Raw genomic sequence first — 18,191 nt, 5'->3', positions numbered from 1 at the left:
CCGGCACCCCCGCACCGCCGGGCGGCGCAACCGGCCCCTCGCCCACCGCCGCCCCCGGCGCCACGCCCGCCGCGCCTCAGGTTCCGGCGCCCCGGCAGGGCGTCCCCGCCACCACGCCGAGCCGGGGCACCCCGCTGCCGCCCGAGAACGCTCCCGCCCCCCGCGCGGCACAGCCCCTGCCCGCCGAAGCGTCCGCTCCCGTCGACCCGAACTCGACCCACGGACGGGCGATCAGCGTGCGGACGCTGGGCCAGGGCGTGCCGTTCAACCGGCAGGCGGTCCAGGTGCAGCAGCCGTCGGCCACACCCGCCCCCCAGCAGCCGGGCGGCTCGGGCCGGCGCCGCAAGCTGGGCACGCCGCCCGACCCGGCCGCCACGCGCCCGGAGCAGTCGGCCCGCCCGCATCCGCAGGCCGACCAGCCGCCCACCGCCGCACAGCCGCAGCCCCAGCCCCATGCGCAGGGGCAGGGGCAGGGGCAGGGGCAGGGGCAGGGGCAGGGGCAGGGGCAGGAGCAGCCGTCCCCGGCCGGCAACCAGCCCCGGCGCGCACCCGTCACCGAGGGCGTCGGCCGGTCGTACGCCATAGGGGCGCCGGACAAGAACGCTGCCGAGGGACCCGAGCCGCTCGACGGGCCCGGCGGGGCCGTCGAGGTGGCGGACCCGCCGCGTCCGCAGCCGATGGACGACGAACTGCCGCCGGAGCCGCTGGACAACCCGCGCCGGCTGCTGGTGTGGCCCGCACCGGACGTCTCCACGCAGCAGGCGCTCAGCGACCGCGGCTACCGGCCGGTGATCGTGCACTCGCGCGAGGAGGTCGACGCGCAGATCGCGGCGTTCCCCGCCGCGCTGTTCGTGGACCCGCTGACCGGGCCGATCACCCGTACGGCGCTCCAGTCGCTGCGGCAGGCGGCGGTGGCGGCCGAGGTGCCGGTACTGGTCACGGCCGGGCTCGGACAGGCCTCGCGCGATGCCGCGTACGGCGCCGATCCCGCCGTACTGCTGAAGGCGCTCGCGCCCCGGGACAGCGAGCAGCACCCGCCGCGCGTGCTGCTGATCGAGGAGCACGCCGAGATCGCGCTGGCGCTGACCGCGACGCTGGAGCGGCGCGGAATGCAGGTGGCGCGGGCGGCGAGCGACGCCGACGCGGTGACGCTGGCGGGGCAGTTCCGGCCGAACCTGGTGGTGATGGACCTGATGCAGGTCGAGCGGCGCCAGGGGGGACACGCCGGGATCATCGACTGGCTGCGTGCGAACGGGCAGCTCAACCGCACCCCGCTCGTCGTCTACACCGCCGCCGTCGACCAGGCCGACCTGCCGCGGCTTGCCTCGGGCGAGACGGTGCTGTTCCTGGCGGAGCGCTCCACCAGCGGCGAGGTGCAGTCCCGCATCGTCGAACTGCTCTCGCGGATCGGGACCAACTGACGCTCCGGGCGCGCGCCTGCCGTGCGCGTGCCTGCGCGCCATGAGCACGCCTGCGCGCCATGAGCACGCCTGTGCGCCTGCGCGCCGGGTGGGAACCCCGAGTCTCGGGTTCCCCACCCGGCGCGCAAGGCACGTCCCGGCGCAGGCGCCTCCCGACGGCCGCGCGCCCCGGCCGTCGGCGTGTTCCGGCGTCCCCGCGCTCCGGTCGGCGTCCTCGCCGCTCCGGGCCGGCGGTCAGAGCCGGGTGACGTCCAGTCCGCCGTCGGCGTACCGCTTGCGCAGCACCTTCTTGTCGAACTTGCCGACGCTCGTCTTCGGCACCGCCTCGATGACCGTCCAGCGTTCCGGGAGCTGCCACTTGGCGATCTTGCCGTCCTCGGCGAGGAAGGCGCGCAGTTCCTCGAAGCCGACGCTCGTGCCCTCCTTGAGGACGACGGTGGCCAGCGGGCGCTCGCCCCACCTGTCGTCCGGGACGGCGACCACGGCGGCCTCGGTGACGTCCGGGTGGGACATCAGCGCGTTCTCCAGCTCGACGGACGAGATCCACTCGCCGCCGGACTTGATGACGTCCTTGGCCCGGTCCGTGAGGGTGAGGAAGCCGTCGGGGGAGACGGTGCCGACGTCGCCCGTCTTCAGCCAGCCGTCCTCGCTGAACTTGTCGTCGGGGCGCAGCGGCTCCGCGTCCGGGCCGTTGTAGTAGGCGCCGGCGATCCAGTTGCCGCGGACCTCGAGCTCGCCGGCCGACTCGCCGTCCCAGGGGAGGCGCTCGCCACCGGGTCCGGTGAGGCGGGCCTCCACACCGGCCGGGAACCGGCCCTGGGTGAGGCGGTACGCGAACTCCTCCGGCGTACCGACCGCGTGGGCCGGCGGGCGGGCGATGGTGCCGAGCGGGGAGGTCTCCGTCATGCCCCAGGCGTGGCAGACCCGCATGCCGAGCGCGTCGAAGGCCTCCATCAGGGAGGGCGGGCAGGCGGAGCCGCCGATGGTGACCTGGGTGAGGGACGAGACGTCCCTCGGCTTGGCGGTCAGCTCGGCGAGCAGGCCCTGCCAGATGGTCGGGACGGCGGCGGCGTGCGTCGGCTTCTCGCTCTCGATCATCTCGGCGAGCGGCGCGGGCTGCAGGAAGCGGTCCGGCATCAGCATGTTGACGCCGGTCATGAAGGTGGCGTGCGGCAGTCCCCAGGCGTTGACGTGGAACTGCGGGACCACGACCAGCGAGGTGTCCTCGTCGGTCAGGCCCATCGACTGGGCCATGTTGACCTGCATGGAGTGCAGGTAGATGGAGCGGTGGCTGTAGACCACGCCCTTGGGGTCGCCGGTGGTGCCGGAGGTGTAGCACATGGCGGCGGCGGCGCGCTCGTCCAGCTCCGGCCAGTCGTACGCGGTCGGCTTCCCGGCGATCAGGTCCTCGTACTCGTGTACCTGGACGGACGCCCCGTCCAGCAGGGAGCGGTCGCCCGGGCCGGTGACGACGACGTGCTCGACCGTCTTCAGGTGCGGCAGCAGCGGGGCGAGCAGCGGCAGCAGCGAACCGTTGGCGATCACGACGCGGTCGGCCGCGTGGTTCACGATCCAGGCCAGCTGCTCCGGCGGGAGACGGAGATTGAGGGTGTGGAGGACCGCGCCCATGGAGGGGATCGCGAAGTAGGCCTCGACGTGCTCGGCGTTGTTCCAGGCGAGCGTCGCCACCCGTTCGTCGCCCCGGACCGCGAGGTCCTCGCGCAGGGCGTGCGCCAGCTGGGCGGCACGGGCGCCGATCTCGGCGAAGGAGCGGCGGTGCGGCTCGTCCTCACCGGTCCAGGTGGTCACCTGGGAGCTGCCGTGGATCGTCGACCCGTGGGCCAGGATCCTCGATATCAGCAGCGGTACGTCCTGCATCGTGCTCAGCACGGTGTCCTCCCGGGGCGACATTGCCTACGCGGCGGCAAGGGTTGCGCTGATTCTGCGCACATACCGCGTGGTATGTCACTACTCCCGGGTGATCGATCAGTGCGCGGTGCCCGTCGATACGGAGGCAGGGCACCCGCCGACGGCCGAACAGACCGGTTCGCTACCGGGCAAACCCCAGCTCAGGGTCCTCGCGGAGCTTGCCGAGCGCCCGGGACACCGCCGACTTGACCGTGCCCACGGAAACTCCGAGCACTTCGGCCGTCCGGGCCTCGCTGAGGTCCTCGTAGTACCGGAGGACGACCATCGCCCGCTGCCGGGCGGGCAGCTTCATGATCGCCCGCCACATCGCGTCCCGCAGCGCCTGCCGCTCCGCCGGGTCGTCGCCGGCGGGCACGGGCTCCGGCTCCGGCAGCTCGTCGCAGGCGAACTCGTCGACCTTGCGCTTGCGCCACTGCGACGTCCGCGTGTTCAGCAGCGCCCGGCGCACGTAACCGTCCAGCGCGCGGTGGTCCTCGATGCGCTCCCAGGCCACGTACGTCTTCGCGAGCGCGGTCTGCAGCAGGTCCTCCGCGTCGCTCGGGTTCGCCGTCAGCGACCGGGCGGTACGCAGCAGCACCGGCTGGCGGGCCCTCACGTACGACGAGAACGACGGGTACGGGAAGGTCTGCGTCCTCGCTGTGACCATGGCTGGGGCCTCGGCCGTGGCCACGGTCATGGCCGGAGCCTTGGCCATGGCCGGAGCCTTGGCCGTGGCGGCGTTCGAAGCACTGGTACAGACGGGTGCGGTCATGACTCAACGCTATGAGCGAGGAGGCGTGCGGCGGATCGGCCGCAGGTCCCGAAGCCGAGTCCGCCTCAGGTTGTAGGGGTGGTGCCGGCTGCACCTCCTGTAGGTGGACGAGGGGAGGAGAGGTGCTGCGGGTTCCCCCCTGGGGGCTCCCCCTGGGGGGAACCCGGGGCAACGCCCGGGGAGCGGGGGGACCTGCCGATCGGCGCGCAGACACGCACCATGGGGTCCCGCACGCGAAAACGCCTGGGCGGCGATACCGAAGTACCGCCGCCCAGACGCCTTGCGACCCCATGAAGCACACCCACACACAGGCTCAGGAACCGGCGCGGGAGCGCACCCGCGCCGGCCCCTCAGCTCACCACCACAGCGGGGCGAAGCTGACGGCCACGTTCTCGTTGCCCTGATTGATCGTCGTGAACGCGGAACCGTCGACCTGCGCGGTGTTGCTCTGGTTCGAGGCCCCCGAGCCGACCGCCTGCTGCTGCGTGGTGGACGAGTTGCCGTTGTTGTCGTCACCCACGCCGCTGCCGACAATGCCCGCGTAGGCCTCGGAGGCGGTCGCGTTCGATCCGTCGTCCGCGAAGGCGCCGTTGTCCGCCGTCGCCACGCCACTGAAGAGGGCGGCGGCGAGCGGAAGGGCGGCGACAGCGGCGACGACGCGGGCGGTACGGATGCTTGCCATGTTTTTCCTCCAGAACCAGGGCGCACCGGCTTCCAGCCGACAACGCGAGAAGTACGTGAAGTGGAGCGGAGCTGCGCAGAGCTGAGCAGGACTGAGTAGAGCTGAGCAGAGCTGAAATCGAGCTGTTGCCAAGGCAGTTGGCCGACCACCTCGACGCTGTGACGACGTCGCGTGATCAGAATTGCCCACCGGATCCCCGGCGAACCACCCCGGAAGCCCTGATTCGCCCTCAAGCGTGATGACAAGTCGATAAACCCCTTTGCTTCACTTCCCCCTCACCTTGGGGCAGTAGGGACAGCCGCACCTCAAGCACCCCAAGAGGTGAAGCGTTCCGGCAGCTTTTCCGCACACCTCCCCTCCCCGGCGCGTCGCACGCAGGCACCCTTCCCATTCTCGAACGCGCGTACGAAAATGGATCCATGGCCACCCCCGACCGGCAGGCCACGACGCTGGCCCTCGCACACGCCCTGTCAGCCGCCGAACGCGGGCTGGCCGTCATCCCCCTGTCCTGGACGAAGCTCCCGGCCCTGCGCTCCCCCCACCGCGACGACCCCGCACCGGCCCCCTGCCACGGCGAGTGCGGCCGTTTCGGCCACGGGGTCTACGACGCCTCCACCGACCCCGCCCGCATCCGTGCACTCTTCGCCGCCGCGCCCTGGGCGACGGGCTACGGCATCGCCTGCGGCCTGCCTCCGCACCACCTGATCGGAGTCGACCTGGACACGAAGGCGGAGACGGACTCGTCGACCGCCCTGCGCGAGCTGGCCCTGCGCCATCTGTTCACGATCCCGCCCACGGTCGTCGTCCTGACCCCCAGCGGAGGCCGCCACCTCTGGCTGAGCGGTCCACCCGACGCCGTCGTCCCCAACTCGGCCGGCCGCCTCGCCCCCGGCATCGACATCCGGGGGGCCGGCGGCTACCTGGTCGGCCCCGGCTCCCGCACCCGGCACGGCGAGTACGCCGCCGCGCCCGGCACGGCCCACCTGGCGCCCGCGGCCTGCCCGCCCGCGCTCCTGCGCCTCCTGCTCCCGCCGCCCCGCGCCCACCAGCCGGCCCTGGCCCCGCACGAGGCGCACGGCCGGGGCCTCGTCCAGTTCGTCCTCGCCGCCCACGAGGGCCAGCGCAACACCCGTCTGTTCTGGGCCGCCTGCCGCGCCTACGAAGACGGCATCGGCCCCGTCCTCGTGGAACCCCTGGTCCAGGCGGCCCGCGCCACCGGCCTGACCGAACGCGAGGCCCGCGCGACGATCGCGTCCGCTGCCCGCATGACGAGCCACCAGCCCTGACCACCAGCCCAGACCGCCACCCCGTCCCGTCCCCGGCCCGGCCCCCGTCCCCGTCTCCCCTCCCCGTCTCCCCTCCCCGTCTCCCGTCCCGCGAACCGGCGAGGTGCCGAGGCGCCAAGGTGCCGAAGCCCCGAGCTCGCCCGCGGCACGGAGCCCGCGCTCCCGGTCGCCGACCGGGCGGACCCCGCCCGGGGAACGACGAGTTCTAGGACGCAGGCCGCGCGCCCCGGCTCCCCGTCCCGTCCTTCTCCCACGCCCGGACGCCCAGCTTCCCCGTGGTACCGAGGTCGAGGTGGGGCGCGACCACCACGGGGGCGGAGCCGTCCTCGGCCCGCACCCTGACGTACGGCACGGTCACCGCCTCACCGAACTGCGTGGTGTTGCGCCACGCCAGACCCGATACCGCGGACTCACCCGGCTGCAGCGTCACCGGCCGAGGCGGCTCGTCGCCCTCTCCCGCCATGGGGATGTCATCGGTTCCGCGCAGGATCTCGATCCCCTCGACCGGCTCCAGGCCCTCGTCGAGCAACTGCAGCACCGGGTAACCCTCCAGGGAGTACGGACGACTGCCGCAGTTCTCCAGATGCAGGCCCACGACACGCAGCCCCATGGCCGCGTCCCCCTTGTCGGCGGTCAGACGCAGCCCGGACGGCGGGCAGGAACCGGCGGGCGCGGGCGCCTCGTCGGCGGGCACCCGCTTCACGTCGAGGATCCTCACGTCCTCCGCGTCGAGGCTCCGGTCCACCGGGTATCCGGCGTGCTCGAGAGTGCGCCGCACCGTCCGCCCCGCCCCCACGGACGCCACCGTCTCCTCGACGCTCGACATCGCCCTTCCCTGGTCGTCCACCAGAGAGAAGGTGATGGTGTACGTGAAGGGCTCGGTCTCCTGGTTGGTCACCGAGTACGCGACCACGCACGGCGCCCCGCCGCCCTCGCCCGCGGACTCGCCCGCGGACGCGCCCGCCCCCGGCACCCACGGAAGACTGTCCGCCGTGACGGACACGCCAGGTCGCTCGCTCGCCCGGACTCCGGGCGAGGCACTCGCCCCGGCGCCACCGTCCCGCTCGACCATCCCGACGATCCGCACCGCGTCCCGCGCCTGCCCGGCCCCCGCGCCACCGCCACCGCCACCGTCGGCGCCGGCGCCGGCGCTGTAACTGTCGCCGACACCTGACGACGCCCCCGTCCCGCACCGTCCCCCCGGCTGCTCCTCACCTCCCTCTCCGGACGCTGCGGTCTGGGTGCCACAGGCACTGAGCAGGAGACTGGCAACGAGAGCACCGGAGACCGCGAGCGGCGTGCGGAGCTGAGGGATGCGCATCGCCCCACCCCACCAGTCCGACCCCCCGCCGGCCGTGGCGGAAGCCACACTTCCGGTCACAGCCCTGTCACAGCCCCGCCTCCGCGTTGCAGAGCGGCGATCACGGCGGCGAGCGCGGCGGTCACCGCGAAACTCCCCACCATGACCATCCCCACGCCGATCACGAAGAGGCCACTGGCGTCGTCCGACCAGTCGTAGAAGGCGGAGACGGTCGCCCCGACGGTGACACCGGGCACAGCACCGACGAAGTAGCGCCGACTCGCCGCCCAGCACACCGGTGCCAGCAGAGTCAGCACGAACCCGATCACCTGCCACGCCTCGTACGGTCCCGTCGTCGTACCGTCGGGATGCACATCACGCCGCTGGTCCCACCCGAGCCAGGCGGCCCACAGCGCCGATGTCACCCCGGCCAGTACGAGGCCCGACACCAACTGGGGTACGGGCTTCAGTCGTCGTTGTTCCATGCCCCGAGCGTTCCGGCCCGCCCCCCGGCCGGCCAGAGCGCAGGTACTCAACTCCGTCCGAGTACGCGAGCCGGAGCAGCACTCCGCGGGCACCGCCCGCCCGATCAGCCCCTCAGGACGCGGCGCACGCCGGTGACGTTGCAGGCGGGCAGACGTCCCGCCCCGGGCGTGCTCTGCGCCTGCTCCGCCGGTCGGTGCACTGCGTGATCGTTCAAGAGAACACGGCGCCCACCAGGACCGCGCCGTAGTGCACGCACTGGTGCCATCGCTTGCAGTAGCGCTTCGGTCGCCACATCGAACGCCGCGTGAATTGCCTTTCGCACCAAACGCACTTACGAGTTTCCGCATCCCCCATGGCCACGCCCCTATCGGCCGGTCTCAATGCCCCAACGGGACCCGACAGGCCGTGGCCCAGGAGGGCGAGGCGTGGCCGCATTGCCCCATCCTGGGTAAGGCGAGCCGCAGTGGCCAGTGGGATCGGGCTCCCTGCCCTTGGCGCCGTTCCCGACCGGCCGGGAAACCGCGGGGAACGGCGGTGTTCGGCGGCGATCGGCGGGTAGCCCGCATGGCAACGGCCCCCGACCGTAACGCCTGGTCAGGGGCCGTCAATCACCGCGGTGGGTGTGGGATTTGAACCCACGGTGACTCGCGCCACGACGGTTTTCAAGACCGTTCCCTTAGGCCGCTCGGGCAACCCACCTGCGCGCCGCCCACCGGGGGCAGAGCGGGTACAGCGTACCGGCCCCGGACGGTCGGCGGGGGCTCGGGCCCGCGCCGGGCCCACCGTTCGCGCGTCCGGCCCTCCGGTGGCGCCGTTCCGGTCGGTGTTCCGTCCGTGGGCCCAGGGTGCCCTGCTGCGCGCTTCGTCCTCAACCGGCTTGTGGAGCGGCGTCCGTGAAGTCGTACACCGCCCAGTCGGTGAGCGTGCGGTAGCCGAGACGCTGGTAGAGGGCGTTGCTCGTGGGGTTGGACAGGTCCGCGAACAGTACGACGTCCCTTGCGCCCGCAGCCAGTGCGGCCCGGCTCACCTCCGCCGTGACGGCGCCCGCGTAGCCGCGACCGCGCAGGTGGGCCGGGGTGTAGACGATGTCCACCTGGATCTGGCCCCCGATCAGCGGGTTCATGCCCGCGATGGATACGGGAGTGCCGTCCGGGGTCTCCCAGAGCGTGTAGCGCTTGTCGGCGAAGCGGGTGCCGGCCCACGTGTCGGCGTCGATGGAGACCTCTTCCCCGACAGCCCTGGCGAACTCGCCGCACCAGAACATGACCTGCCCGAGGTCCTGGTCGCCCAGGACGCGAGCTCGTCCCGCCGGCTGGGGCTCTGGCGGGACGAGCTCGCCGAGGCGGTACAGGCGGAGTCGTGTGTCCCGGAGTTTCGGGGTCGCCCCGGTGTGCCGCTGCCATGCCTCGGCGAAAGCCCTGGCGGTCCTGTGGTCCGCGCTGACGGACGGAAGGGAGTGCCCGAGGGTGGCCAGGCGTGCGGCGAGGGAGTCGGCCTGCTCGGACGAGAGCGGGGAGAGACCGAACCCACGGAGCGGGAGGCGGTAGAAGGAGGCGTGGGCCGCGCCCGCTCGCTCCAGTACGCCGAAGGCGGGAGCTTCGGTGCCGAACGCCCCTGCCCCGCGCGCTCGCACTCTCTCGGCCCACGTCAGCTGCATGACGTGCGGGCCGGGCCGTGAGCGCAGGAAGTCTCCGGCCCGGGCGAGGAAGTCGTGGACGTCTTCGGTGAGGTGCCAGTCATCCGGTCGCATGCCTCATGCATTCCCACGCCGCAGGCGTGCGACCGTGCTGCTTCGGAACGGCCTCGCGGCTGCCGCTCCCCCTCCCTGTCCCGCGCCGTACGCGATCGGCGGCGCGGGGCAGAGGGGAGCGGTCGGGCGCGGAGGACGGTGTGGGTCAGTCGTCGCCGGTCTTGGAGCCGAGGGTGAGTTCGGTGGTGCGCTCCTTGCCGTCGCGCTCGTAGGTGACCGTGACCTTGTCGCCGGGCTTGTGGGTCCAGATCTCGCCGATGAGGGTCGGGCCGCTGTCGATCACCCGGTCGTCGAGCTTGGTGATGACGTCGCCGGGCTCGAGGCCCGCGTCGGCGGCGGGGCCGCCCGGCTCGACGGGCTCGGAGCCGTTGACACCCTGCTCGGTGAGCTTGGCGCCGTTCGTCGTCTCCTCCAGGGAGACGGAGGCGCCGATCTTCGCGTAGACCGGCTTGCCGGTCTTGATCAGCTGCTTGGCGACGAACTCGGCCTGGTTGATGGGGATGGCGAAGCCCAGGCCGATCGAGCCGGCCTGGCCGGCGCCGAAGCCGCCGTTGCTCGTGGACTGGATCGCGGAGTTGATCCCGATGACGTTGCCCTGCGCGTCCAGCAGCGGGCCGCCCGAGTTGCCCGGGTTGATCGACGCGTCGGTCTGCAGGGCACTCATGTAGGACGCCTTGCTGGCGGCGCTGCCGTCACTGGAGGCCACGGGGCGGTTCTTGGCGCTGATGATGCCCGTGGTCACCGTGTTGGACAGGCCGAAGGGGGCGCCGATGGCGATCGTCGAGTCGCCCACGGCCACCTTGTCCGAGTCACCGAGGGGCAGCGGCTTCAGGTCCGACGGGGCGTTCTCCAGCTTGATGACCGCCACGTCGTAGCCCTGGGCGTGGCCGACCACCTCGGCTTCGTACTTCTTGCCGTTGGGGAAGGTCGCGCTGAGCTTGCCGCCGTCGACCGCCTCCGCCACCACGTGGTTGTTGGTGACGATGTGGCCCTGTTTGTCGAAGACGAACCCGGTGCCGGTGCCGCCCTCCCCGTTGCTGCCCTCGGCCTGGATGGTGACCGTGCTGGGCAGCGCCTCGGCTGCCACGCCGGCGACCGTGCCCGCGTCGCGCTTGACGGAGCCGCCGGTGTCGGAGGCGGAGACAGTCGTGGAACCGGTCCCGTCGTTGTTCTTGGCGAGGGTGTAGCCGAGGCCGCCGCCCAGACCGCCCGCCACCAGCGCGGCGATCAGGAGCGCGGCCACCACACCGCCACGGCCACGGCCCGCCTTCGGCGCGGGCGGCTGGTACGAGGAGCCCCAGCCTCCGCCGAAGCCGTCACCGCCGCCCCCGCCGTACGACGGAGTGCCCGGCGGCGGGGGCGGCGGCCAGGAGGCGTCGGGGGCGTTGTGTCCCTGAGGCGCGGCCGAACCGTGGGAGGCGGCCGGAGCGTGGGAGGCGGCCGGGTCCTGGGGAGCGGCCTGGTGCGGTGCGTGGGCGGAAGCGGCCGCCTGTCCGAAACCGTCGTGCGGTTGCGGTTGCGGAGGCGCGGGAGCGGGAGCGGGAGCGGGGGACGGTGGCTGGTCCGGGCCCGGCGCGGCCGGGTGGGCGGAGGCTGCGGGAGATTCCACCGGCACGGGAGGTGCGGACGGGGCCGGGGGTACCGCGGCGCCCTCGTTCTCGGTGCTCACAGCTTCTCTCCTCGTTCCACGGCTGTTTCTCGGTCACACTGCTCGCGCTCAGCCACGCTCACGCGCTGCTCCGCGGTTCGGCGCGACGCAGATGCACAGTGCTTTCGTATGCCATCAGCTTTTCCCACGGGCCGTCAGAGCACCATAAGCGGTTGCTGTGGGTTCACGATCGTCCTTTACATGGGTCATCCAAGACTAAACGGACGTGCCGCCGATGACTCCGAGGGCACGTCTACCCGCACGCGGTGGCACCATGACGCGGTGACCCACGCACGACAGCACCGGATCCAGGTCGTCGCCCACCGGGGAGCCTCCGAGGAGGCCCCCGAGCACACCCTGGCCGCATACCGGAAGGCGATCGAGGACGGGGCGGACGCCCTCGAGTGCGATGTACGCCTGACCGCCGACGGCCATCTCGTCTGTGTCCACGACTGGCGCGTCAACCGTACGTCCAACGGCCGCGGCGCGGTGTCGGCGCTCGAGCTCGCCGATCTCGCCGCGCTGGACTTCGGCGCCCGCAGGACCCGGGAGTTCTGGCGGACACGCGACGAGCAGCCGGACTGGGAGCACCGGCCCGAGGACCGGGAGGAAACCTCCGTCCTGACCCTGGAGCGGCTGCTCCAGCTGGTGTCCGACGCGGGACGACGGGTGGAGCTGGCCATCGAGACCAAGCACCCCACACGCTGGGCGGGGCAGGTGGAGGAGAGGTTGCTGGTGCTCCTGAAGCGGTTCGGACTCGACGCCCCGGCCTCGGCCGCGGACTCTCCGGTCCGTGTGATGAGTTTCTCGGCCCGCTCCCTGCACCGGGTGCGGGCCGCGTCGCCGACCCTGCCGACGGTCTACCTGATGCAGTTCGTCTCACCGCGGCTGCGCGACGGGCGGCTGCCCGCGGGTGTCCGGATCGCGGGCCCCTCGATCCGGATCGTACGCAACCACCCCGCCTACATCGAGCGCCTGAAGCGCGCCGGCCACCAGGTGCACGTGTGGACCGTGAACGACACCGCGGACGTGGATCTCTGCGCCGGCCTGGGCGTCGACGCCATCATCACCAACCGGCCGCGCGCGGTTCTGGACCACCTGGGTCGCTGATTCGTCCGGAAACCTTGACCCGGCGGGTTCTCTGCCGCATCCTCCGGTCTCAGCCACACCGACCAAATCCAGCCACACCCTTACGGGGAGTGCTCCGGCGCGTTCGGCACGTGTTCGACCGTGTCGAATGCGTCACTGGACGGGGACCGGCCGGTTTCCGGTTCAGGCCGATGGGGCATCCACACCGTGGCGTGGGGCAAAGGAGGTCTCGGGGGTGGCGTTGGTGGTGGCACAGGAGGTGCCCACGTCGTCGAGCATGGCCGTGCCCCATGGCCCTGCGGGCGTGGGGAAAGCAAGGCACCGCATGCGTGATCAGCTGCGCAGCGGCGGCGTGGCGGAAGCGGTCATCGACGACGCCGTACTGGTCCTTTCGGAACTTCTGAGCAACGCGTGCAAGCACGGCCGTCCGCTCGGCGACGCCCTGGCGGGGGACGGCGACGTCCGCGCCGCGTGGCGGGTGGACGCGGGCGGCAGGCTGGTCGTGGAGGTCACGGACGGCGGCGGCCCGACCCGCCCGGCTCCGGCGACTCCTTCGGTCACCGCGCACGGCGGACGCGGGCTGAACATCATCTCCGCGCTCGCCGACGACTGGGGCGTACGGGACAACATCCGCGGTGAGGTCACCGTCTGGGTCGTCGTCCACGACGACGTGCACGACCCGGACGCCGGGCACCGGCGCGACGACTTCGCCACCCGGATCATGGCACCGGCGGTGTCGGAGATCCCCGGCCTGGACTTCGCGGACGCCTTCGACGACCTGAGCTGACCCGGCCACTCGCGCGCAGGGGAGCCAGGGCCGCCCGGGGCTGCCTCGGTGCCGCCGGTGCCGCCGGTGCCGCCGGTGCGGCCGAGCGAGTTTTCCACAGGTGGTTCGTTGTGCACAGGGTCCCGTCGACCGGGACGGTAACGGCTAGGCTCGCGCCCGTACGAGATGAGCCACAACCGGGAGACACCCACGATGGCCAAGAAGCGCCCCCAGACGAAGGCCAAGCGCCCGAAGCTCACCGACGGTGCCAGCGCCGCAGGCGCTGACGGGAACTTCCCGGTCGTCGGTGCCCGCGAGCCCTGCCCCTGCGGCAGCGGCCGCCGGTACAAGGCCTGCCACGGCCGGGCCGCCGCACAGGCCACGACCGCGCTGGTGCAGCGCCCGTTCGAGGGGCTGCCCGGCGAGTGTGACTGGGTGGCCCTGCGCGAGCTGGTGCCGGCGGCCACGGTCGAGCTGTCCCTCAAGGACGGCCTGCCCGAGGGCGTCCCGTCCGTCACACTGGCCACGGTGCTGCCGATGGCCTGGCCGGCTCTGCGCCGCGACGACGGCTCGGTTCTGCTCGGTCTGCAGAACGACACGGCCTCGGGCGACATCAGCCGCGACCTCGCCGACACCCTCCAGCGGGCGCTGACCGCCGCGCCGGGCACCCCGGTGCAGGGCCGCCGCGCGCCGGCCGACGGTCCGCGCCTGCAGGACCTGCTCGCTCCCGAGGCGGCGTTCGAGCCGACCGTGCACGCGGGGTTCGAGTTCTGGGTTCCGGACCAGGAGAACGCCACGCCGGAGGTGACCGCCTCCCTGGAGCGGGCCAACGCCGCGGCCATCCCGACCGTCCGGCTCCAGGGCGTGGACGCCGCCTACTGGTGCGAGACGCCGGAGAAGAACCACCTGCGCTGGGTCATGCCGCACGAGGAGGAGCGGCTTCTGGACGCTCTTGCCCGGCTGCACGCCGCGGGCCGGTCGTCCCTCGGCGAGGGAACCCGACTCGTCGGCTCCTTCCGCGCACACGGGCTCACCGTCCCGGTGTGGGACCTGCCGAGCGCGGTCACCGCGCAGGACATCGAGAAGCCGGCGGCCGAGTTCGCCGAGCGTCTCGCCGAGGCCCTGGCCACGGACGCTCCGCTCACCCCCGACGAGCGCCGCGCACGCGGAGGCTTGACCAACCGGCAGGTCACCCTCAGCTGACGCACGGCCGCGAGGGCCACTCCGGCTGACCGACCGGTCAGCCGGGGCTTCGATTCGGAGTGCGTGACTCCGGTCACAACTCCCGGCGAAGACAGGCCAGTCGGTGACCGGAAAACAGGAGATCGAATTTGCTTAGCGCCGATCTCTTGTTACCGTTCGAGTAGCCCGGTTGCTGGTGCATCCCCCGTCGCCAGCAACCGGGTCTTTCCATGCGCCTGGTCGCACACGCACCGCAGTCGCCCGTCAACTCCCCGCTTCCGCAGCCGAGTTGCCCACGACGCCTTCGCCGCTCCCCGCGTCCCCGTCACTTCTGTCACTACGGTCCCTACCGTCACGCCCGTCGTCGCGGTTGCTCCCGCCGGCGCGGCCGCTCCCGTCGTCGCGGTTGCTCCCCGCACGCAACAGCAGCGGCCCGTGTCCGACCCGGTCTGCGAACTCCGCGACGGCGGTGTACGCCGCAGGCCCGCCCCGGGAGGGCCCCCTGGGCGTCTCGCAGGTGCCCGGCGTGCCGTCGGCGCCCACCGAGCAGCGCATCCGCACACTGTGCCCGTCGGCCCCCATGAGGATCAGTACGGTTTCGAGCGGGCGACCGGTCGCGTTGCGGTAGTAGGTCCGCGCCCAGGCCTCCGTTCCCTGGGTCACGACGCAGGTCTGCGCCTCGACCCCCTCGGACGAGGTGAGTTCCGGGCCGCATCGCACGGCGGTGGCCGAGCCGTTCGGCAGCGGGGAACGGGCGGGCGCGGCCGTGGCCGGGGCGTGACCGATCCCGTCGGGCGCCTGGCGGTCCCCGCCCCGCGAGAGGAGATGGACGGCCGTTGCCTGCTCCTCCCCGTCGCCCACGGGCCCCGCGGACGCCACGGTGAACGGCAGCACGACCCCGCACACCACGACACCGGCGAGCCCGTACAGACGGACTCGCCGATGGCGGTCCGGCCGCCTGCGGCGGCGCGAACCCGCGCGGTGCGGCCCTCCCGTGCGGTCCCGTCCGGCGGCGTGATGCTCCCCAGCGTGAAGCGGCATGGGGCGGACGATAACGACCACGGGCGGGCGCGGACCGCCGCGCGCGCCGGGCATCCCTACAACTCGGGCGCGTTCACACCCGTACGAGTGAGGGCGTCGACCACCGCGTCCACCACGGCCTCCACGTCGGGCACCCAGGGCGAGGCGGAGCCGGGCAGGGGTGCCCGCTCCCAGTGGACGGTGCCCTCGCCGGTCTCGGACGCGGGCAGCGCGAGATAGCCGCCGTCGCCGTGGAAGCGCAGGGAGCCGGGGACGAAGTCCTTGGCGTGGAGCAGCTCGCCCAGTTGCTCCATGGAGTACGGCTTGACCAGCAGCGACCAGCGGGTGGGCGCCGCGACGACCGGGCCGAGCCGCAGACCGGCGCGGTCGAGCGCGGCCAGGGCGTGGGCGGCCGGCAGGGCGGGCAGGGAGACGGCGCACGGGGCGCTGCCTCCGGTGGCCAGAATGATCGGTGCGGTGGGCCGGTTGGTCCACCACCAGCGCACCATGCGCGCGTCGGTGGTGGCCGCGAGGAGCTCCGGGTCGAAGGGATGCGCGCCGGGCACCGTGCACTCGGGTTCGGGGCAGCCGCAGCGCGACCGCGCCTGTGGGTCCGCCGCCACGCCCGGGAGTACGGGCCACTGCCATTGCGTCGCGTAGGTCAGGGCCGCGCCGATCAGCTCAGGCCGCCCGTCGTCGTGCTGGGACAAGAGCCTGCGTCGCCTTCCGAGGATCTCGCGCATGAGCGCTCGTTCCTTTCCGTTGCACGCCTGGCAACACCGTGGTCACATCACACCATGTGTCTATCTCTTCGCTGTGCGTAGCTGGTGGCGCATCACACCCCTGCCGAAGGCCTCTCTCCGCCGAGGGCATCACACTGCCGAGGGCACCACTGCCAGGGGCTGGGGAAACCCCTGTGGCCGAGCACTGACTGCGTCCGCGGCGGTTCGGTCCACTCTGCGTCCATCGCAAGCATGGGCGTGGCGCGGGGGTGGCGAAGTCTGGCGTTTCGCCGTCCCGCGTTTTTCTCTCCGCCTCCGCCACGGGAGGATGGGGCACGGTCGTCGGTGGATAGGACGCCCGGGTCCGCCACCAGGTTCCGGATGCCCGCGGGCACCCCTGGCCTTCTCCGAGTACGTACCCCTCACGACCGCTGTGACGCTCCGTAAAGCACCCCCAGTCGACCGCAACAAGGCTTCCTGTAGGGCAGTTTCAAGTCAATTTCGCTTTTCCGCAAGAGTCGCGAAGGAGGTCACTCGCACCTCACGGACACCAGTAATCCCCGCAGGACAATGCTGGACATCTCCTTACGAGTGCGTGTACATGTGGAGACACTGCTAGCGGCGCAGAATGACATGGGGGTTCGCGATGCTTTTGAGCAGTAGCTGCCGGTCGGAAGGCCGGACGCCATGAACACCCCGCACTCCGCGAAAGTGGCCGGAATCGATTCAACGGTTCCGTCTCCCGCACACACTGTCGCGTCCGTCGCCCCGGGTACCTCACCGGCCGGCGCCCCAAACGCCACGGAGGCCACGGAGGTCGCACAGGTCACGGGCGCCTCGGGCGCACCGTGCGCCCCCGGTGGCCTGCTCCAGGACAGGCTGGCCGGCTGGGTCTCGGACCTCACGACCCTGCACGAGCTGACCGAGCGCCTGGTCCGCACCGACTCCCTCTCCGCAGGCATCCAGGAAGTACTGCGCGCCGGAGCCGCCCTGGTGGGCGCCCGGCGCGGTCTCGTCGCGCTGGAACCGGCCGACGGACTCGGCCCGGGCGCCACCGTCGGCCTCGGACTGGCCCGCACCGACCTCGGCCACCTCGAGACCGTTCCGCGAAGTTCCCTGCCCCACGGGCGAATTCTGGACGGTCTGCCGGTCGGTGAGGGCGGGATCGCCGAGCCCGACCTGTTCGCCGAGAAGGGTCTCGACCCGCGCCACCGCGAGGTCGCCGCCCGACTCGGCTACGCCGCCAGCTTTGCGCTCCCCCTCTCCGCCGAAGGCACCGGGCGCATGGGAGCCGCCGTATGGCTCTACGACGAGCCCGCCGAGCCGGGCGAGCGGCAACGCCACCTCGTCGGCCTCTACACCCGGTACGCCGGCCAGCACCTGGCCCGCCTCCTGGAGGTCGAGCACACGCGCGCGTGCATGGCGACGATGGCCGAGGAACTGCTCCCCTCCCGCCTGCCACGAGTGCCCGGCGTCCAGCTCGCCGCCCGGCACCGCACCGGCCCGCTCGGCGGCGGCGACTGGTACGACGCACTGCCGCTGCCGGACGCCGCGCTCGGACTCGCCGTCGGGTCCGTCACCGGGTCCGGGCCCAGCGTCGTCGCCGCGATGGGGCGGCTGCGCGCCTCGCTCCGTGCGTACTCCGTCATGGAGGGCGAGGACCCGGTCGCGGTCCTGTCCGACCTGGAATTGCTGCTGCGCCTCACCGAGCCCGCCCGCTCGGCCACCGCACTGTTCGGCTACTGCGAGCCGGCACTGCGCAGGATCACCCTGGCCGGCGCCGGGCACAGTCCGCCGCTGCTGATCGGAGAGCGGCGCACGGAGTTCGTCGAGACCTCCCTCTCCGCTCCGCTCGGCATGCTCGCCTGCTGGGAGGCACCGAGCGTGGAGGTCCAGGCGGAAGCCGGGGAGACGGTGCTGCTGTACACCGACGGGCTGCTGCACCGCACCGGCGACCCGGCCGACCGCGCCTTCGCCCGGCTGCACGCGGCGGCGGCCGGCGTACCCAGGGCCAAGCGCCACGACCCGGGCGCCGTCGCCGAGCACGTCCTGCGCACGGTACTGCCGGACGGACTGGCCGACGCGGACTCCGAGGAGGACGTCGTCCTGCTGGCCGTCCGGTTCGAATAGCGGCACGGTCGGCAGGCCCCGTTGGCCGG

The 18,191-nt window shown here is 72.6% G+C and carries 15 protein-coding genes and 1 tRNA gene; 6 read left to right on the top strand and 10 right to left on the bottom strand.

Going from position 1 to position 18,191, the window contains the following annotated elements; all coding sequences use genetic code 11:
• Positions 1-1,421 (top strand): response regulator (locus tag ACP4J0_RS18075; protein WP_426599693.1); only part of this gene is annotated, 1,421 nt, incomplete at its 5' end.
• Positions 1,422-1,655: 234 nt separating this feature from the next.
• Here ACP4J0_RS18075 and ACP4J0_RS18070 read toward each other — a convergent pair.
• The 3 genes from ACP4J0_RS18070 to ACP4J0_RS18060 all read right to left on the bottom strand — a co-directional run bounded on the left by ACP4J0_RS18070 (position 1,656) and on the right by ACP4J0_RS18060 (position 4,783).
• Entirely contained in the window at positions 1,656-3,332 is a 1,677-nt protein-coding gene (locus ACP4J0_RS18070) for a long-chain fatty acid--CoA ligase (RefSeq protein ID WP_426599692.1), read from the bottom strand.
• 139 nt (positions 3,333-3,471) lie between these two features.
• Positions 3,472-4,101 carry a SigE family RNA polymerase sigma factor gene (locus ACP4J0_RS18065; protein ID WP_426599691.1) on the bottom strand — a complete coding sequence of 210 codons (630 nt, stop codon included), beginning with the start codon at positions 4,099-4,101 and terminating at the stop codon, positions 3,472-3,474.
• A 355-nt stretch (positions 4,102-4,456) separates the two neighbouring features.
• A complete protein-coding gene (locus tag ACP4J0_RS18060; RefSeq protein ID WP_426599690.1) occupies positions 4,457-4,783 on the bottom strand; it encodes a hypothetical protein in 327 nt (108 codons plus the stop codon).
• A gap of 419 nt (positions 4,784-5,202) precedes the next feature.
• Here ACP4J0_RS18060 and ACP4J0_RS18055 point away from each other — a divergent pair, with 419 nt between their 5' ends.
• Positions 5,203-6,069, top strand: a complete 867-nt coding sequence (locus tag ACP4J0_RS18055; RefSeq protein ID WP_426599689.1) for a bifunctional DNA primase/polymerase — start codon at positions 5,203-5,205, stop codon at positions 6,067-6,069.
• A gap of 205 nt (positions 6,070-6,274) precedes the next feature.
• Here the strand turns inward: ACP4J0_RS18055 and ACP4J0_RS18050 are convergent, their stop codons facing one another.
• The 5 genes from ACP4J0_RS18050 to ACP4J0_RS18030 all read right to left on the bottom strand — a co-directional run bounded on the left by ACP4J0_RS18050 (position 6,275) and on the right by ACP4J0_RS18030 (position 11,274).
• On the bottom strand, positions 6,275-7,072 hold the full coding sequence (locus tag ACP4J0_RS18050; protein WP_426599688.1) for a DUF4232 domain-containing protein: 798 nt from the start codon (positions 7,070-7,072) through the stop codon (positions 6,275-6,277).
• A 374-nt stretch (positions 7,073-7,446) separates the two neighbouring features.
• Entirely contained in the window at positions 7,447-7,854 is a 408-nt protein-coding gene (locus ACP4J0_RS18045) for a hypothetical protein (RefSeq protein ID WP_426599687.1), read from the bottom strand.
• A gap of 615 nt (positions 7,855-8,469) precedes the next feature.
• Positions 8,470-8,554 (bottom strand) — tRNA-Ser (locus tag ACP4J0_RS18040).
• 169 nt (positions 8,555-8,723) lie between these two features.
• The gene (locus ACP4J0_RS18035; RefSeq protein ID WP_426599686.1) at positions 8,724-9,605 is read right to left on the bottom strand and encodes a GNAT family N-acetyltransferase; all 882 of its coding nucleotides are present in this window, start codon (positions 9,603-9,605) and stop codon (positions 8,724-8,726) included.
• Positions 9,606-9,750: 145 nt separating this feature from the next.
• On the bottom strand, positions 9,751-11,274 hold the full coding sequence (locus tag ACP4J0_RS18030; protein WP_426599685.1) for a S1C family serine protease: 1,524 nt from the start codon (positions 11,272-11,274) through the stop codon (positions 9,751-9,753).
• Between the two features lie 261 nt (positions 11,275-11,535).
• Here ACP4J0_RS18030 and ACP4J0_RS18025 point away from each other — a divergent pair, with 261 nt between their 5' ends.
• From ACP4J0_RS18025 to ACP4J0_RS18015, 3 genes are all read left to right on the top strand, one after another.
• Positions 11,536-12,363, top strand: coding sequence for a glycerophosphodiester phosphodiesterase (locus ACP4J0_RS18025; protein ID WP_426599684.1), 828 nt, complete (start codon positions 11,536-11,538; stop codon positions 12,361-12,363).
• Between the two features lie 127 nt (positions 12,364-12,490).
• Entirely contained in the window at positions 12,491-13,129 is a 639-nt protein-coding gene (locus ACP4J0_RS18020) for an ATP-binding protein (RefSeq protein ID WP_426599683.1), read from the top strand.
• A 192-nt stretch (positions 13,130-13,321) separates the two neighbouring features.
• Entirely contained in the window at positions 13,322-14,311 is a 990-nt protein-coding gene (locus tag ACP4J0_RS18015; RefSeq protein WP_426599698.1) for a DUF5926 family protein, read from the top strand.
• Positions 14,312-14,554: 243 nt separating this feature from the next.
• Here the strand turns inward: ACP4J0_RS18015 and ACP4J0_RS18010 are convergent, their stop codons facing one another.
• Both ACP4J0_RS18010 and ACP4J0_RS18005 read right to left on the bottom strand, forming a co-directional pair.
• Positions 14,555-15,331 carry a hypothetical protein gene (locus tag ACP4J0_RS18010; RefSeq protein WP_426599682.1) on the bottom strand — a complete coding sequence of 259 codons (777 nt, stop codon included), beginning with the start codon at positions 15,329-15,331 and terminating at the stop codon, positions 14,555-14,557.
• Positions 15,332-15,387: 56 nt separating this feature from the next.
• Positions 15,388-16,053, bottom strand: coding sequence for a bifunctional DNA primase/polymerase (locus ACP4J0_RS18005; RefSeq protein WP_426599681.1), 666 nt, complete (start codon positions 16,051-16,053; stop codon positions 15,388-15,390).
• Between the two features lie 666 nt (positions 16,054-16,719).
• On the opposite strand from ACP4J0_RS18005, the gene ACP4J0_RS18000 reads away from it, so the two are divergent.
• Complete coding sequence (locus tag ACP4J0_RS18000) at positions 16,720-18,162, top strand: PP2C family protein-serine/threonine phosphatase (RefSeq protein WP_426599680.1); 1,443 nt, start codon at positions 16,720-16,722, stop codon at positions 18,160-18,162.
• Positions 18,163-18,191 lie beyond the last annotated feature (29 nt).

Origin of the sequence: Streptomyces sp. WG7, assembly GCF_049975785.1 — a bacterium.
Classification (GTDB): Bacteria; Actinomycetota; Actinomycetes; order Streptomycetales; family Streptomycetaceae; genus Streptomyces.
This window is presented reverse-complemented; position numbering and strand designations above follow the sequence as displayed.

Excerpts from the sequence above, each read along its gene's own strand:
- ACP4J0_RS18070 (WP_426599692.1), bottom strand. The coding sequence starts at position 3,332 with ATGTCGCCCCGGGAGGACACCGTGCTGAGCACGATGCAGGACGTACCG.
- ACP4J0_RS18065 (WP_426599691.1), bottom strand. The coding sequence starts at position 4,101 with ATGACCGCACCCGTCTGTACCAGTGCTTCGAACGCCGCCACGGCCAAG.
- ACP4J0_RS18060 (WP_426599690.1), bottom strand. The coding sequence starts at position 4,783 with ATGGCAAGCATCCGTACCGCCCGCGTCGTCGCCGCTGTCGCCGCCCTT.
- ACP4J0_RS18055 (WP_426599689.1), top strand. The coding sequence starts at position 5,203 with ATGGCCACCCCCGACCGGCAGGCCACGACGCTGGCCCTCGCACACGCC.
- ACP4J0_RS18045 (WP_426599687.1), bottom strand. The coding sequence starts at position 7,854 with ATGGAACAACGACGACTGAAGCCCGTACCCCAGTTGGTGTCGGGCCTC.
- ACP4J0_RS18035 (WP_426599686.1), bottom strand. The coding sequence starts at position 9,605 with ATGCGACCGGATGACTGGCACCTCACCGAAGACGTCCACGACTTCCTC.
- ACP4J0_RS18020 (WP_426599683.1), top strand. The coding sequence starts at position 12,491 with ATGCGTCACTGGACGGGGACCGGCCGGTTTCCGGTTCAGGCCGATGGG.
- ACP4J0_RS18015 (WP_426599698.1), top strand. The coding sequence starts at position 13,322 with ATGGCCAAGAAGCGCCCCCAGACGAAGGCCAAGCGCCCGAAGCTCACC.
- ACP4J0_RS18010 (WP_426599682.1), bottom strand. The coding sequence starts at position 15,331 with ATGCCGCTTCACGCTGGGGAGCATCACGCCGCCGGACGGGACCGCACG.
- ACP4J0_RS18005 (WP_426599681.1), bottom strand. The coding sequence starts at position 16,053 with ATGCGCGAGATCCTCGGAAGGCGACGCAGGCTCTTGTCCCAGCACGAC.
- ACP4J0_RS18000 (WP_426599680.1), top strand. The coding sequence starts at position 16,720 with ATGAACACCCCGCACTCCGCGAAAGTGGCCGGAATCGATTCAACGGTT.